The organism is Stappia sediminis (assembly GCF_009826895.1).
Classification (GTDB): Bacteria; Pseudomonadota; Alphaproteobacteria; order Rhizobiales; family Stappiaceae; genus Hongsoonwoonella; species Hongsoonwoonella sediminis.
The window spans coordinates 193,204-209,205 of sequence record NZ_WUMV01000009.1 but is presented as its reverse complement, the minus strand read 5'-3'; the positions used below and the strand labels follow the sequence as shown (position 1 = coordinate 209,205).

Sequence of the window (16,002 nt, the reverse complement as noted above, 5' to 3'; positions counted from 1 at the left end):
CCGAACGAAAATGAGGCCTACAAACGCAAGCCCGCAACGCGCGAGCCTTCAAGTATCTGATTTTTCGGGCTTCTGCGTTATGAGATCGTTATAGACCCAGGCCATGATCTTTCCGAAATCGTCCAGTGAACCACTTCCGCCGATGAGGGAACGTTCGAAGGCCACGGCCTGACCATAGGCCTGCTCGATCAATGTGTAGCTCGCCAGTTCGCCGTCCGATGGCCGTGCAAGCGAAGAAGCGCCATGCACGTCCATGCCGCCCAGATCCCGGATGAAATGGAAAGAGCTCTGAGCCGGCGCGTCGAACAGAAAATGCGCTCCCGCATCCTCCATTCCCGGAAATCCGATGACGCCTTGAGACACGTTCGAAAAACCGGACGGATGCCGGTTCTCGTTATCGCGCTCGCTTGCAAGCTTTTCTGCCTTGTCTGGATCGTTGTCGGAATCGCTCATCGCGCAAATCTGAAATTGCTGCAGGAAACAAAGGCCTTCGACAAAGCCGGATAATACCCATCATCCGCGGCCATTTTATTTCGAACCGTCGTTACCGTCCAGTTTACGGCGCGGGAAAGGGATGTGGATTGTGCACAGTCTGGCCCCCGGCGGACTGAAACAGCGCCTTTGCAACGCTGTGTGCGACGTGGGCGAGGTTCGCCCCTCTTCGATTCGCATGACGGGAGAGCTTGTCATGAGCGGCTTCGCCCGCTAATGAGGCTTCGGCGCAGACGCGAATATGAACGAGGTACGCCATGGGCGACTTTACCCAGTCCCGAATCCGTATGGTGGACACCCAGCTTAGAACCAACGATGTCACCGACTATCGGGTTCTCGACGCCATGCAGGAAGTGCCGCGAGAGCGCTTCGTACCGAGCGCCAGGCGGACCGTCGCCTATATCGATCAGGATATTCCCGTTCAGGGGGACGGGGCCGGACGCTATCTCCTGAAGCCCCATATCCTGGGCCGCCTCGTGCAACTTGCCGATGTGAAGCAAGACGACGTGGTACTGGTGGTGGGATGCAGCACGGGCTACAGCGTAGCCGTCCTTGCCAAGATCGCTCAGTCGGTCGTGGGGCTGGAAGGCGACGAAGCTCTGGTGGACGCCGCGTCCGCCACCCTGATCGAACTCGGCATCGAGAATGGAGCGGTGGTCCAGGGCGAACTTACCGCCGGCTGCGCTTCCGAAGGACCGTATGACGTCATCCTGATTGACGGAGCGGTGGAACGTCTGCCCGATGCCTTGACAGCTCAACTCAAGGACGGAGGCCGGCTGGTCACGATCGAAGGGCGCGGCGGCTCGGCATCGGCCCGGATCTATACGCGCTCCGGCGACACCGTTTCCGGTCGATTTGCCTTCAACGCGGCGGCGCATGTCCTGCCGGGCTTTGAGCGACCGAAGGAATTCAGTTTTTAGTCAGGCGAATACAAAGCCTCTCTCTATACGCGGAAGGCCCCGAAAGAACTTCAATTTCAAAAGCATGACGGCCGAGTATATGTTCCCCGTGTGGTTATGGAGTTTGAAATACGCTGCAGAGGCGGCTGCTGAAACGAGGCGTATTTAAAGTACGCCACACGAGGTTGCAGCGACAATTTAACGGTTCGAGGCGCCTGAACCCGAAATCGCTTCTCCGGCATGAGAATAGAATGGGGCCGCGCGGCCGGTCTCCAGCTATAACGAAGTGTTTGGCCGGGTGGCTGGCCGCTGCATCTTGTTTTCCGACATGTATTTCTTTGGCGTTTCGTACGCCATTTCTATCAATCCGACAGATCCTGCTCACGTTAATGTGCCGGCCAATTGGCCGACACATAGTACCTTCGCCGGAACTGCCGCTATTTAAGAGGCGATTGCAGGTGGCTGGCTTGCCGCGAGGTGTCGCATTTCTTGGAGCTTCCGCTGTTGCTGCAATGCCGCAGGTGGCAAAAATCGATGGGAATTCCTGCGTTTCGGTGTTGTTTGTTTGCTTGATCCGGATATCAGTAAGGGAACCGTTAGGAGTCGTGCGTGCAACCTGAGGGGACACGCCATGGGGGAAAACTCCGGCCTGCCGCCATAACGACAACGCCGGCAGGCATCCGGACCAAGGGTGAAGATGAGCGTAGTGATGCGGACAAGTGTAGTTTACCGAGGACTTCTGAGCGCGCTGGCCGGTGTAGCGCTTCCACTTGTCGCCATGTCGTCAAGCCACGCGCAATCCATCAGCGAAGCGCTGGCGCTCGCCTACCGAAACAATCCGACAATCAACACGGCCCGGGCCGAGCTGCGATCGGTCGACGAATCGGTGCCGCAGGCGCTTTCAGGCTGGCGCCCTCAGATTTTCGGCAATTTCGACGTGGGCGGCGTTTACAGCAACAACAATCCGGGGTCGGACAACTACAGCAATACGGCGTCGCTCGGCTTGTCCGTGCAACAGGCGCTCTTCCGCGGATTTAGAACCGTGAATTCGACGCGGCAGGCGGAGGCGATCGTCCGCTCGCAGCGCGAAAGCCTCAGGGCCACGGAACAGAATATCCTTTTCGATGCCGCCGCATCCTACATGGATGTGATTCGCGATACCGCCATCGTTTCCCTGCGCCGGAGCAATATCTCGTTCCTGCAGGAGCAGGTGCGCGCCGCGCAGGACCGGTTCGAGGTCGGTGAGGGAACCCGCACGGACGTTTCCCAGGCGCAGGCCCGTCTGGCCGATGCCCAGGCACAGCTGAACCTTGCGCTTGCGAACGTAAATACGAGCCGCGCCATTTTCCGGCAGGTGATCGGACAGGATCCGAAGAGCCTTTCCGCCAGCACGAGCATTCTGAAATTCCTGCCGAAGTCCGTGGAACTCGCTATCAGCATCGGTGCGCAGGAACATCCGGCGATCCAGGGGTCGCTGCATCTGGTCGACGCCGCCATCTTCAACGTGAAGACAATCGAGGGCGAGCTTCTTCCGACCGTGACGCTGGAAGGCAACGTCGGGCGCCAGTGGTATCCGCCGAATTCGAACCAGACTTCTTCGGATGCGGCCACTATCTTCGGACGTGTGTCGGTACCTATCTATCAGGGTGGCCAGGTATCCTCGCGTGTTCGCGAAGCCAAGGAAGACCTGGGTCAGGCACAGGTACAGGTGGATGTGGCACGTGACCAGATCCGCGCTTCGATCGTTTCCGCCTGGGGGCAGTATCAGGCGTCGGTGGCGTCCATTTCCGCGGCACAGGCGGCAGTGTCGGCAAACCAGCTGGCGCTTGAAGGCGTCATCGAAGAGCAGCGGGTGGGGCAGCGCACAACTCTTGATGTGCTCAATGCGCAGCTGGAACTCGTGGACAGCCGCGTGCAGCTCGTGACGTCGCAGCGTGATCGTGTCGTTGCCGCTTACCTGCTGATCTCGACGATTGGCAGGTTGAGTGCGGAGCGGCTCGGCGTGCCCGCCCAAATTTACAAGCCCAAGGAACATTACGAGGAAGTGCGCAACAGCTGGTTTGGTATCAGGACGCCGGACGGCCGCTGAAGCTTACCTACCGGCAGTGCTGCCGGGCTGCGAAATTTCGACAGATTATTGGACTTGACGGCCGCAATCGTAAGGATTCGCGGCCGTTTAGCTCTTTGCCCGACTCTGTCGCACGCGGTATATTTTGTTTACCGATTCGCGATTTCGCGCGTCGACCTGACGAAAGCAATCGTGCAGCGAACGGAAATGCTGTCAGGACGCATCGCGCGGCGAATTCGGCCGGCCATTCAGCTTCCGGGCGAATTCCCGGAATGCGGTTGGACCTAAAGCGCTTTCCATTCGGATGGAATCATCTGAAGATCGTGAAAGCGTTTATTTCGACCCGAAAGGGTGTTTATGGCCGTTGCTCCGGACAACCGGGCAACGGACCACCCACGGGGTGGGGCACGTTGAAGTTTTGGGGGACCTGATGGCCAATCCAAACCCGGCTCAAGAACCGTCGATGGAAGAAATTCTGGCGTCGATACGGCGGATCATTTCCGACGAAGACGCTCCGGCGGCTGAGCCATCCGGCGGCGAGCCCGCACCAAGTGCGAAGACTGGCGAGGCGGACCAGATGGAAGCTACCGGGGAGGCCATGTCCCAGGACGATCTGGACAAGCTTTTCGATTCCGATGCGGATACCGCAATCGAGGAGCCGGAAGCCGCGCCTTCGGAGACGGAAGAAGAGGATATTCTGGAGCTGACCGAAGAGCAGGCGGTTTCGGGAGACACTGCTGAAAAGCAGGAAGCAGGCGAGGAGCAGCCTGATCCCCTTGAAGACGGGGCAAACGATGAGGATGAGTCCGAAATCGCGTTCGTAGATTCCGGTGAGGTCGATGAAGCGGCCGATAACGCCGCCGAATTTTCCGAGCCGGACAAGTTGGAAATTGCCGCGGCCGTTCGTGCGGGGACTTCGGAGGAAGTCGATCGCCTCGTTTCGCCTTCGGTCGATACCGCGGTGAACAGCGCTTTCAACAGTCTTGCCAATACCGTGCTGATGAACAACGCCCGCACGCTTGAGGATCTGGTAAAGGATATGTTGCGGCCGATGTTGAAGGACTGGCTCGACCAGAACCTGCCCCCGCTTGTGGAGCGTCTCGTGCGACAGGAAATAGAAAGAGTTACCCGGGGGCGGTGACAATCGGGACAGACCGGACGAAGCCGCCTCCAGGGGCGGCTTTTTTGTTGCTGGCATCGTATGAAATTGCGCCGGGAGTATGCCGTGACGGCGGATAACGGGATAGAAGTAACAAAGCGCAACCGTGGCGAAGCGTTGCGGCGGTTGACTTAGCTTCAAGCTTCCGATTTACACCCTCTCGACATCCTTGAGATCTGGAACACTCCATGCTGGACAAAACTTACGATGCGGCGGCGGTGGAGCCGCGGATCTACGACACGTGGGAAAGCGCCGATGCATTCCGGGCCGGCGCCGGGGCGGAACCGGGCGCAGCGACCTATTCGATCGTGATCCCGCCGCCGAACGTCACCGGTTCGCTGCACATGGGCCATGCGCTGAACAATACGCTGCAGGACATCCTTGTAAGGTTCGAGCGTATGCGCGGGCGTGACGTGCTCTGGCAGCCGGGTGTGGACCACGCCGGTATCGCCGCCCAGATGGTCGTCGAGCGGCAGTTGATGGAGCGTCAGGAACCGGGGCGCCGCGAAATGGGACGCGAAGCCTTCGTCAAGCGCGTTTGGGATTGGAAGGCCGAGTCCGGCGGCATGATCCTGAACCAGTTGAAGCGGCTTGGCGCGTCCTGCGATTGGTCGCGCGAGCGCTTCACAATGGACGAAGGGCTTTCCCGCGCCGTCCTCGAGGTCTTCGTTTCCCTTTTCAAGGAAGGCCTGATCTACAAGGACAAGCGCCTCGTCAACTGGGACCCGAAGCTTCAGACCGCAATCTCCGATCTTGAGGTCCAGCAGCTCGAGATCAAGGGAAATCTCTGGCACTTCCGCTATCCGCTCGAAGGTGGGGAAACCTACCAGGCCCCGGTCGAGTGGGACGATGAGGGCAATGCGACGGCGTTCGAAACGCGCGACTACATCGTCGTCGCCACGACGCGGCCGGAAACGATGCTGGGCGATACCGCCGTTGCCGTTAACCCGGAAGACGAACGCTACAAGGGCCTGATCGGAAAGCATGTGATCCTGCCGCTCGTCGGCCGCCGGATTCCGATCGTCGCCGACGACTATGCCGATCCGGAAGCGGGTTCCGGCGCGGTGAAGATCACGCCGGCGCACGACTTCAACGACTTCGAGGTCGGAAAGCGCCACGGCCTTGCGATGATTTCGGTCCTCGACCGGGAAGCCAATATCAGCCTTGGCGAGAACGAAGACTTCCTTGACGGGGTACCGGCGGACGAGAGGCTGCGCAAAACCGTCGATGCGCTCGACGGGCAGGAACGATTTGCCGCCCGCAAGAAGCTCGTCGGGATGATGGAGGCCGAAGGCTGCCTGCATGCCATTGAAGACCATACGCATATGGTTCCGCATGGCGACCGCGGCGGCGTCCCGATCGAGCCGTTCCTGACCGACCAGTGGTATGTGGATGCCGCGACGCTCGCCAAACCCGCGATTGAAAGCGTGCGGGAGGGACGCACGGCCTTCGTGCCCAAGACATGGGAGAAGACCTACTACGACTGGATGGAAAACATCCAGCCGTGGTGCATCTCGCGCCAGCTATGGTGGGGACATCAGATTCCGGCGTGGTACGGGCCTGACGGCGCGGTATTCGTGGAAAAATCCGAGGAAGACGCGCTCAAGGCCGCTCAGGCGAAATTCGGCCGCCCGGTCGAAATCGTCTCGCAAGCGCAAGCGCTGGCGCGCTGGGAAGAGGGCGGCGAGGAGACTGTCGCTCTTCATCGCGACGAAGATGTGCTCGACACCTGGTTTTCCTCGGCACTCTGGCCGTTTTCCACCCTCGGCTGGCCCGACAAGACCGAAGAGCTTGCCCGCTATTACCCGACGAGCGTTCTGGTTACAGGCTTCGACATCATTTTCTTCTGGGTCGCGCGGATGATGATGATGGGCCTTCACTACATGAAGACCGAGCCGTTTCATACGGTCTACATCCATGCCCTCGTTCGCGACGAAAAAGGGCAGAAGATGTCGAAGTCCAAAGGAAACGTGATCGATCCGCTCGATCTGATAGAGGAGTATGGTGCGGATTCTCTGCGTTTCACCCTGGCGGCAATGGCGGCGCAAGGACGAGACATCAAGCTCTCTCCGAGCCGCGTTGCCGGATACCGCAATTTCACGACCAAGCTCTGGAATGCCGCGCGCTTCGTCGAGATGAACGGGGGCGTTCGCGTTGCCGGCTTCGACCCCGCGCAAGTGTCGCAGACGATAAACCGCTGGATCGTCACCGAGACGGGCCGCACGATCGGCGCCGTGACCGAAGCGCTGGAAAACTACCGGTTCAACGATGCAGCCAACGCGGCTTACCGCTTCGTCTGGAACACATATTGCGATTGGTTCCTGGAGTTCGCGAAGCCGATCTTCAACGGCGATAACGAGGAGGCCAAGGCGGAAACGCGTGCGACGGCCGCGTGGGCTCTGGATGAAACCCTGAAGATCCTGCATCCGTTCATGCCATTCCTGACGGAAGAGCTTTGGGCGCGTACCGTTGAAGGTGCTGCACCGCGCGCCGAGCTTCTTCTTCATACGCGGTGGCCGGGCTCTGTCGGCGGCGATGATGTCGCGGCAGCGGAAATCAACTGGCTGGTCGACGTCATTTCGGAAATCCGCTCGGTGAGAGCGGAAATGAACGTGCCGGCTGGCGCGCAAATCCCGCTCGTCGTTACCGGCGCGCAAGCGGTGACGCGTACAAGGCTCGATACGCATGAGGCCCTGATCAAGCGCCTTGCACGCGTCGAATCGATTGCCCTGCAGGAGGCCCTGCCGAAAGGATCGGCCCAGATCGTCGTCGGCGAAGCTACATTCTGCCTTCCTCTGGAGGGCGTTATCGACCTTTCGGCGGAACGTGCGCGCCTTTCCAAGGAGCTTGCCAAGATCGACGGCGAGATTGCACGCATTGATAAAAAACTCAACAATTCCGGTTTCTTGGCCAAGGCACCTGAGGATGTGGTGGAAGGTGAGAAGGAAAAGCGCGGCGAATACGGTGAGCGGCGAGGCAAGGTTGAGGATGCGCTTGCGCGGCTTGCCAATCTGGGGTGAGGATTGAAGTCACGGTCGGGAAAATGCATCGTCGAGCAATACTCGGGCGATGCCTTTTCCGGGCCGCAATCCGTGCCTAGAGCATATTTCGCCAAAGCTGAACCGGATTTGGCTACAGGGATATGTGCAAGGTATCGGATCCGGAGAAAATTCTTGTCACGAAAGCGGCTGTGCATTCGTGGGAAGCGCTCTCAACGCTTGAAATGATCTTGGTCACACGAGGATAGACGGCAAGCAATGGCAACGAGGCTGATGAACGCGGCGAAGCGAAGCGCCTCTGCCGTTGCAAGAGGCTGCGGTCTCCTTGTAATCGTTTCGGCGTGGATTTTGAATGCGCCTTCCGCCCAAGCGGAGAAGATAGCCAATCCCGTCGCAGTCTTTTCCGGCCTCGACAAGATCACGGGCCGGATCATCTCCTTCGATGTCTATGTGGGCGAGACCGTTCAGTTCGGCGCGCTGCAGGTCACACCGCGTGTGTGCTACACGCGCCCGCCAACGGAAGCGCCCCAGACCACGGCCTTCCTGGAAGTCGATGAAATAACGCTCAACAATGAAGTGCGGCGGATCTTCACCGGCTGGATGTTTGCCGCAAGCCCCGGCCTGCATGCCGTGGAACATGCCGTCTACGACGTCTGGCTCACTGACTGCAAGAGATCGTCGACCGTGCCGCCGCCAGAGGGATATTCCGGCCCGCCCGTGGAAGTCATCGAGGATGCGGGCGAGGACGTGCTCGCGGGCGATACGCCGCCTTCCGATGCAAGCGAAGTCAAACCCGTTCCCAAGCCCTTGTTCTGAAGTGCCTTTTCCGCAATGACAGGTCGGTCAGGGTTGGTCCTCATCTAGGATAGAAAGAACTTCCGCTCCGAGTATGCGGTCTGGAAGGACATCGAAATCGCCTTCATGGCGCAGCGCCTCTTCCAGGATCTGGTTGTACTTCGACTTGGGAACCTCGACAGCGCCCATGCTTGCCAGATGGTCCGTCACGAATTGCGTGTCGAGAAGCGTGAAGCCGCCAGCTTTAAGGCGCGCGACAAGATGCACGAGTGCAACCTTCGAGGCATCGCGGGCAAAGGCAAACATGCTTTCGCCGAAGAACGCTCCGCCGAGGCGCACCCCATAAAGGCCACCGACAAGCACGCCTGCCTGCCACGCTTCGACCGTATGACAGTGCCCCATATCGAACAGCGCGCCGTAGAGGCGGCGGATTTCCGCGTTAATCCAGGTCTTGCGGCGGCCGGGCGCGGGTGCCGCGCAACCGTTGATCACGCCCTCGAAATCGTGATCGATCCGGATGTCGTAGACGTCCTGACGGATGGTCCGCCTTAGTCTGCGGGGGGTGTGCAGCCCATCGATCGGGATGATGCCGCGCCGCTCCGGCTCAATCCAGAACAGCCCCGGATCGTCCTCCGATTCGGCCATCGGGAAGATGCCGCAGGCATAGGCTTTCAGCAAAACCTGCGGCGTTATTTCGAAGGCAATGTCACCGCCTCTGCCGGCCATGATTCTCCAACGGGACTCGAATCAGTCACTCTTGGCTTCGAGATATTTTTCAAGCCAATGGATATCATACATTCCGTTCGCGATGTCCTGATTTTGCAGGAGGTCGCGGAAAAGCGGGATGGTCGACTGGATTCCGTCGACGACGAATTCGTCCAGGCAGCGGCGCAGGCGCATCATGCATTCCACGCGGCTGCGACCGTGAACGATGAGCTTGCCGATCAGGCTGTCGTAGTAGGGCGGGATCCTGTAGCCCTGATAAACCCCGGAATCGACCCTAACGCCAAGTCCGCCGGGCGGGTGGTAATAGGTAATCGTGCCGGGGGACGGAGCGAATGTGCGCGGATCTTCCGCATTGATGCGGCACTCGATCGCGTGCCCCTCGAAGGTCACGTCCGACTGTTCGATCGACAGCGACGCACCAGCCGCGATGCGTATCTGTTCGTTGACCAGATCGATCCCGGTAATCATCTCCGTCACCGGATGCTCCACCTGAAGACGGGTGTTCATTTCGATGAAATAGAAGTTGCCGTCCTCATAAAGGAACTCGATCGTGCCGACGCCGCGATACTTCAGCTTGCGCATGGCATCGGCGACGATGCCGCCGATCTCTTCCCGCTGGCTCTTGTTGAGTGCCGGAGAGGGAGCTTCTTCCCAGACCTTCTGGTGGCGGCGCTGCAGCGAACAGTCACGCTCGCCGAGGTGAATGGCATTGCCCTTGCCGTCGCCGAGAACCTGGATTTCGATGTGGCGGGGCTTGCCGAGGTATTTTTCGATATAGAGCGCATCGTCGCCGAAGGCGGCTTTCGCTTCCGCGCGCGCGGTGGAAAGGGCGGTATCCAGGTCTGCTTCGCTCCTGGCGACCTTCATGCCGCGCCCGCCGCCTCCGGCTGCCGCTTTCACCAGCACCGGATAGCCGATCTCGCGGGCGATCGCATGGGCGTCATCTGTGGGTTTCACTGCGCCGTCGGAACCCGGCACCACCGGAATACCGAGCTTTTCCGCGGTCAGCTTCGCCTCGATCTTGTCACCCATGATGCGGATATGTTCCGCCGTGGGGCCGATGAAGGTGATCTTGTGTGCTTCGAGAATTTCCGCGAAACGTGCGTTTTCGGAAAGAAAGCCGTATCCCGGGTGCACCGCATCGGCGCCCGTGATCTCGCAGGCTGCGAGAAGCTGCGGAATATTGAGATAGCTTTCGCGCGCGGCAGGAGGGCCTATGCACACGCTCTCGTCGGCGAGCCTCACGTGCATCGCATCTGCATCCGCGGTCGAATGAACGGCAACGGTCTGGATGCCGAGTTCCTTGCACGCTCGCAGGACGCGAAGGGCAATCTCGCCGCGGTTTGCGATCAGGATCTTGGAGAACATGGAAGCCACTCCGTCATTCGATGACGACAAGAGGTTCGCCAAATTCGACCGGCTGGCCATCCTCCACGAGAATTGCGGAGACCCTGCCCGCACGTGGCGCGGGGATCTGGTTCATCGTCTTCATGGCCTCGATGATGACGATCGTATCGCCCTGGGCCACGGTATCGCCAACTTCCACGAATGCGCGCGCGCCCGGCTCCGGAGAGCGATAGGCCGTCCCGACCATGGGCGAGGGAACCGCGCCGGGATGGCCCGCGGGGTTGGAAGTGGGGGCGGCTTGCGGCGCCTCGGCCTGAGCACCGGCCGGTGTGGCGGCGGGTGCCGCCGCCGGGGCGGCCTGCACCGGTGCCTCGACCGTCAACTGACGGGCGACACGGACGCGGAAACCTTCACGTTCGAGTTCGATTTCGGACAGATTCGTTTCGTCGAGCAGCGTAGCGAGTTGCCGGATCAGTTCACGGTCGAACTGGTTTTTCTTTTCTGACATGGTCTTTGGTCTTCCGGTTCCCGATTGTTTGTCAGGGGCGGATCACGGTGGAAATCGCCTCGAGCGCCAGCCTGTAGCCGGTTGCGCCGAAGCCGCAGATCACCCCGCGCGCCACGGGTGAAACATAGGAATGATGGCGAAACGCCTCTCGCGCGAAGACGTTCGACAGATGCACTTCCACTGTCGGAATGTCGGCGGCGCGTATGGCGTCATGGATAGCGATGGACGTGTGGGTGTAGGCGGCCGGGTTGATCACCAGACCCTGCGCCAGGTCACCGGCTTCCTGAATCCAGTCGACAAGGATGCCTTCCACATTGGTTTGGCGGAATTCGATATCCAGATCCAGATCTTCCCCGACCTCCCGGCACATCATCTCAATTCCCGACAGGGTGAGCGAGCCGTATTCGTCCGGCTCCCGCGTGCCGAGAAGATTGAGGTTGGGACCGTTGAGGATGTAGATGGAGGCGGACATCGGACTCCCGTCGCGGTGGCGTGGACGCAGCGTCCCCGCTCACATATCCGCTCCTTATAGGCATTCGCACGGGTAAGGAAAAGCCCTCAGTCGCTTTGATCACAACCGGTTGCGGTCAGCAGGATGCCGAACCGCAATCGCGAAGGGCTGCGATCTTCTGTTTCAGCGTGTCATAGCCAACCGCACCCATGACAACCTCGTCGCCCAACACGAATGAAGGCGTGCCGGTAAGGCCCAGGCGGTTCGCCAGGGAATAGACTTCTTCGATCGTTGCGCGAACTTCCGGCGAAGACCCCATGGTGGCTTCGATGTCCGAACGGTTAAGGCCGATCTTTTCAGCCACCTGGAGCGCAAGCTCCTGATTGGCCTGCCCGCGGGAGCCCAGGAGGTTCTTGTGGAACTCCAGGTATTTCTCCGGGGCATTCTCTTTGACGGCGACGGCTACACGGGCCGCTTCGACCGAACCTTGGCCCAGAACGGGAAATTCCTTCAGGACGACGCGCAGGTTGTCGTCCTCGTCGAGAAGGCGAAGGACATCATCCATCGCGCGGCGGCAGTAACCGCAGTTGTAGTCGAAGAATTCGACCAACGTAACGTCGCCCTGGGGATTGCCGAGTTCCACCTGGCGCGTGGAGTTGAAGAGGTGTTCGGATGCCGAGCTTACGGCTTCCCGCCGGGCTGCGTTCTGCGCTGCCTCGTCGCGACGCTCAAGCTCGATCAACGCGTCGCGAACGACTTCAGGATTTTCCAGAAGGTATTCGCGCACGATCGAGCGGATCGCATCCCGGTCGGCCTCATCAACCTCCGCCAGGCCGGGAGTGGTGAAGGCGATGGATGCGATCGCGATCGCGAAAACGGCGCCGATGGCGCGGCGGAAACGGGTGGTCATTGCAAGCTCCCTTGTCGGCGGCAGCGGGAGGACATGTCTGCGCCGACGCATCTCGATTACCGTCTTAACTGAGGAGGTTTATACGACAGGATATCATCCGCTTGCAGCCATTCACGCGACCCGCGCTTCAAATTTTTTTGTGCGCGGCTGGCGTATTGCTTGGCGCCCCTGAGGTCGCCGCTGCTCATCAAGCCCTGGGCCGTGGCGAGATTTGCCTCCGCGGTTTCGCCCTGCCGGGAATGGGCAATGGCAAGCTGCTGATATCCTATCGGTGAATTGGCATCCATCTGAAGTCCGGCCTTCAGTATCTTTTCCGCTTCGGGAAGCAGCCCCGGATCATCCGAAGCGACCATCGCGAAACCGAGCCATATCAGGAACTGGCCTTCGCGCGGTCTCAGAGAGACCGCCCTGCGGAACGGTTCGATAGCCGCTCTCGGATTGCCGGATTCCAGAAGCGCCTGGCCCTTGAGCTCGTAGAAGTACGGGTTGTTGGGCTGCTGCCTGAGAAGACCGTCGATGATTTTCGAGGCGGCTCTGCCGTTGCGGCTTTGCGCGGCGACGACGGCCCTTGCGTATTGTGCGGCCATGCTCTTGTCGGAACGCGGGTAGGCGCGCTCCACCGAGCGCGGGTGGCTGGTGAACGCAAGCAGCTTGGCCCGCACCAGATCATGGCGTGCCTGAAGGGAAGCGGGAGCGGGCGTATCGTAGTACCGGCTTTTCTTCGCAAGCGTTTCCAGCGCATTCAACCGTTCGCGCGGAAGCGGGTGGCTGATGGCGTAGGGGTCCGCGTATTTCGCCGAAAAGAGGTTCTGGTCGGCAAAGCGGCTGAAGGTCGTCAGCATTCCCTTCGCCGATTGGCCGGTACGCTCGAGGTAGGTGAGCGCCGCGCGATCGGCGGTTGCTTCTTCGCCGCGCTGGTAGGACAGGAGAGAGCGTTTGGCAAAGCCCGCGCCCGCGGTCGCAAGCCCCGCGCCGCCGCCGGCCAGATCGGCCGAACCCGCGCCCGTGCCCGCCGCAATCGCGCCGACGCCCAGCAGTGCCCCGATCACGCCGATGATCTGGGCATTGGCGACGGCCTGGCGAAGGCGCGTCAGATGGTTGCCGGCAATATGCCCGGTTTCGTGCGCGATCACGCCGATGACTTCGCCAGGCGTTTCGGCGTCGAGAACGACGCCGATGTTGATGAACATGCGCCGTGAATCCGGAACGAAAGCGTTGAAGCCTTTATCGTTCACCAAGATTATTTCGACCTGCGAGCTGGGAATGCCCGCCGCCTTGAAGATCGGCTGTGCGTAATCGCGAAGGAGATCTTCCGTCTCGGCGTCGCGAACAAGCGGAAGCTTGCCCCTTTGCGCCTCGGCGGGAAGGGGAGCGCTGGACGCGGCTATCGCCATTGCCGCGATAAGCGCGGTCGCGCGGCGCCCGGCGCGTGACAACGAACGCTTCATCTTCGAAAGACGCTTTAACGCCAGGAGACTCTGGGGTAGTGGGTTTAAAATCATACTCACGCTCAGGCTCGCTTTCGCACGGTTTCGACCGAAGGTAGGAAGGCTCGCATATCCGGTCAACCGGGGCTTTCAATCGGCGCGATTAGGGAGCGGGATTGCGGCAGCAGGGTGGCGCGCAAGGCGCCGATATCGTGAAAATGCCGTAACGGGTTTCGTACCGTCGGCATCAGGGATCAATCTATGTTCGAACCGTCTCGAAGAAGCGCAGTTGAACCGTTCATCGCCATGGACGTGATGGCGGCGGCAAATGCACGTGAAGCGGATGGCCGGCGCGTCATACACATGGAGGTGGGCCAGCCCGGAGCGCCTGCTCCGCGCGCCGTGCTTGATGAAGCGCAATCCGCGCTCGGGCACGGGCGTTTCGGCTATACCGAGGCCAAGGGCATGCCGATACTTCGCGAAGCGATTTCCGCGCACTACGGCAGGGCATACGGAGTGGATGTTCCCGCGGAGCGGATCGTTGCCACGACAGGCTCGTCGGCCGGTTTCAACCTCGCGTTCCTTGCGGCATTCGACGCCGGCGACCGCGTCGCCCTGACCACGCCCGGATATCCCGCTTATCGCAATATTCTTTCGGCACTTGGCCTTGAGGCAGTCGAAATCGAAGTGGGCCCGGAAACACGTTGGGCGCTTACGCCGGAACTGCTCGAGGCGGCGCACAGGGAAAAGCCGCTGAAAGGCGTGCTCGTGGCAAGTCCCGCCAACCCGACCGGCACGATGATGACGCCCGATGCGCTGAAAGCGCTGGCGCAAGCGTGCGAATACCTTGGGATCTGGTTCATTTCCGACGAGATCTACCATGGCCTCGTGTTCGCGGGCGAACAGGAGACGGCGCTGCGCTATTCCGACAAGGCGATAATCATCAACAGCTTCTCGAAATATTACTGCATGACGGGCTGGCGCATCGGCTGGATGATTCTGCCCGAGATGCTGCTCAGGCCGGTCGAGCGGCTTGCCCAAAGCCTTTATATCTCGGCGCCCTATGTTTCCCAGATCGCTGCAGTCAAGGCGTTTTCCGCCACGAATGAACTGGAGGCCGTAAAGCAGGGTTACGCCGAGAACCGCGCAACGCTTCTGGAGAAGCTGCCGCGGATCGGCTTCGATGAATTGCTGCCGGTGGACGGCGCATTCTACGTCTATGCGAGCGTGCGCCGTTTTTCGAACGATTCGCATGATTTCGCCACGCGAATGCTTCAGGAAACGGGTATTGCGGCAACGCCGGGCGCGGATTTCGATCATAACCGCGGCCATCGTTACATGCGCTTTTCGTTCGCGGGCAACCATCAGGACATGGTCGACGCGATGGACCTGCTATCGGACTGGCTGAAATAGCAGCGGGATTGGGGCGAAATACTTCGCCCCAAGGTCTGGTTCGTTGCCCTTTGCGTTCAGAATTTCTCGGTGAACGGGCGCAATTCCAGTTCCCATGTCCAGGCACTTCGGGGCTGCGTCGCCACGTTCCAGTAAGTTTCGGCAATGGCATCCGGATGCAGGCGGCTGTCGTCGTCGGTGATGCCGACCTGGCCGTCGATGACGAAATGGGCGACGTGGATGTTCTTCGGCGCGAGCTCCCGCGCCATCGATTGCGCAAGTCCGCGAAGCGCGAATTTGCCCATGGCGAAAGCCGCCGATTGGGGAACGCCCTTGACGCTGGCAGTCGCGCCCGTCAGCAGGATCGTGCCGTGCCCCTGAGCTTCCATGCGTCTTGCCGCTTCCTGGCTGGCGACGAAGCCGCCCCAGGCACTGACCCGGATCGCGTTCAGCACGCCATCGCGGTCAAGCCCCGTCAGCGGCCCCCGCACGCGAGCGCTCGGGTTGTAGAGAAGGATATCTACCGAACCCAGCGCTTCATCGGCGTATTCGAAAAGCTTCTCGATAGCGTTCGCGTCGGCGGCATCGGCCTGAAACGTATGGGCGCCGGTCTCGGCTGCAAGATTTTTGAGTTTTTCGATATTGCGGGCGGCGAGAAGGACTTTCGCCCCAGCCTCGCTGGCGCGGCGGGCGAAAGCGCCGCTTATGCCTTCTCCCGCCCCCAAAATGACGACGGATCTGTTCGGGTTGGCTTTCATCTTCATTCCCGTTTCGAGGCGTTGTTTGGCGAATTAGCTCGCGGAGAAGATCGGTCGAATGTTTCGTGGCG

General features: G+C 60.4%; 15 protein-coding genes. 7 read left to right on the top strand and 8 right to left on the bottom strand.

What is annotated here, in order from left to right:
- Nucleotides 1–48 precede the first annotated feature (48 nt).
- A complete protein-coding gene (locus tag GR183_RS19395) occupies nucleotides 49–453 on the bottom strand; it encodes a hypothetical protein (protein ID WP_160777323.1) in 405 nt (134 codons plus the stop codon).
- Nucleotides 454–583: 130 nt separating this feature from the next.
- Between GR183_RS19395 and GR183_RS22220 the strand changes: the two genes are divergently transcribed.
- The 6 genes from GR183_RS22220 to GR183_RS19370 all read left to right on the top strand — a co-directional run bounded on the left by GR183_RS22220 (nucleotide 584) and on the right by GR183_RS19370 (nucleotide 8,433).
- A complete protein-coding gene (locus GR183_RS22220) occupies nucleotides 584–709 on the top strand; it encodes a hypothetical protein (protein WP_260514001.1) in 126 nt (41 codons plus the stop codon).
- A 40-nt stretch (nucleotides 710–749) separates the two neighbouring features.
- Complete coding sequence (locus GR183_RS19390; protein ID WP_160777322.1) at nucleotides 750–1,412, top strand: protein-L-isoaspartate O-methyltransferase family protein; 663 nt, start codon at nucleotides 750–752, stop codon at nucleotides 1,410–1,412.
- Nucleotides 1,413–2,100: 688 nt separating this feature from the next.
- Nucleotides 2,101–3,480, top strand: coding sequence for a TolC family outer membrane protein (locus tag GR183_RS19385; protein ID WP_244313813.1), 1,380 nt, complete (start codon nucleotides 2,101–2,103; stop codon nucleotides 3,478–3,480).
- A gap of 283 nt (nucleotides 3,481–3,763) precedes the next feature.
- Complete coding sequence (gene popZ, locus GR183_RS22300) at nucleotides 3,764–4,600, top strand: PopZ family protein (RefSeq protein WP_312846859.1); 837 nt, start codon at nucleotides 3,764–3,766, stop codon at nucleotides 4,598–4,600.
- Between the two features lie 206 nt (nucleotides 4,601–4,806).
- Nucleotides 4,807–7,638: a valine--tRNA ligase gene (locus tag GR183_RS19375; protein WP_160777320.1), complete on the top strand. Its 2,832-nt coding sequence runs from the start codon at nucleotides 4,807–4,809 to the stop codon at nucleotides 7,636–7,638.
- 237 nt (nucleotides 7,639–7,875) lie between these two features.
- Entirely contained in the window at nucleotides 7,876–8,433 is a 558-nt protein-coding gene (locus tag GR183_RS19370) for a DUF2155 domain-containing protein (RefSeq protein ID WP_208999921.1), read from the top strand.
- A gap of 27 nt (nucleotides 8,434–8,460) precedes the next feature.
- Here the strand turns inward: GR183_RS19370 and aat are convergent, their stop codons facing one another.
- The 6 genes from aat to GR183_RS19340 form a co-directional block, all read right to left on the bottom strand.
- Nucleotides 8,461–9,138, bottom strand: a complete 678-nt coding sequence (aat, locus tag GR183_RS19365; protein WP_160777319.1) for a leucyl/phenylalanyl-tRNA--protein transferase — start codon at nucleotides 9,136–9,138, stop codon at nucleotides 8,461–8,463.
- A gap of 21 nt (nucleotides 9,139–9,159) precedes the next feature.
- On the bottom strand, nucleotides 9,160–10,506 hold the full coding sequence (gene accC, locus GR183_RS19360; RefSeq protein WP_160777318.1) for an acetyl-CoA carboxylase biotin carboxylase subunit: 1,347 nt from the start codon (nucleotides 10,504–10,506) through the stop codon (nucleotides 9,160–9,162).
- Between the two features lie 13 nt (nucleotides 10,507–10,519).
- Nucleotides 10,520–10,993 (bottom strand): acetyl-CoA carboxylase biotin carboxyl carrier protein, encoded by a 474-nt coding sequence (gene accB / locus GR183_RS19355; RefSeq protein ID WP_160777317.1) that lies wholly within the window; start codon nucleotides 10,991–10,993, stop codon nucleotides 10,520–10,522.
- A gap of 31 nt (nucleotides 10,994–11,024) precedes the next feature.
- A complete protein-coding gene (aroQ, locus tag GR183_RS19350; protein WP_160777316.1) occupies nucleotides 11,025–11,465 on the bottom strand; it encodes a type II 3-dehydroquinate dehydratase in 441 nt (146 codons plus the stop codon).
- Nucleotides 11,466–11,580: 115 nt separating this feature from the next.
- On the bottom strand, nucleotides 11,581–12,354 hold the full coding sequence (locus GR183_RS19345) for a DsbA family protein (protein WP_160777315.1): 774 nt from the start codon (nucleotides 12,352–12,354) through the stop codon (nucleotides 11,581–11,583).
- 56 nt (nucleotides 12,355–12,410) lie between these two features.
- Nucleotides 12,411–13,802 carry a M48 family metalloprotease gene (locus GR183_RS19340; protein WP_160777314.1) on the bottom strand — a complete coding sequence of 464 codons (1,392 nt, stop codon included), beginning with the start codon at nucleotides 13,800–13,802 and terminating at the stop codon, nucleotides 12,411–12,413.
- Nucleotides 13,803–14,042: 240 nt separating this feature from the next.
- Between GR183_RS19340 and GR183_RS19335 the strand changes: the two genes are divergently transcribed.
- Nucleotides 14,043–15,194 (top strand): pyridoxal phosphate-dependent aminotransferase, encoded by a 1,152-nt coding sequence (locus GR183_RS19335; RefSeq protein WP_208999920.1) that lies wholly within the window; start codon nucleotides 14,043–14,045, stop codon nucleotides 15,192–15,194.
- A 56-nt stretch (nucleotides 15,195–15,250) separates the two neighbouring features.
- Here GR183_RS19335 and GR183_RS19330 read toward each other — a convergent pair whose 3' ends face one another.
- Nucleotides 15,251–15,931 (bottom strand): SDR family NAD(P)-dependent oxidoreductase, encoded by a 681-nt coding sequence (locus GR183_RS19330; protein ID WP_160777489.1) that lies wholly within the window; start codon nucleotides 15,929–15,931, stop codon nucleotides 15,251–15,253.
- Between the last annotated feature and the right edge of the window lie 71 nt (nucleotides 15,932–16,002).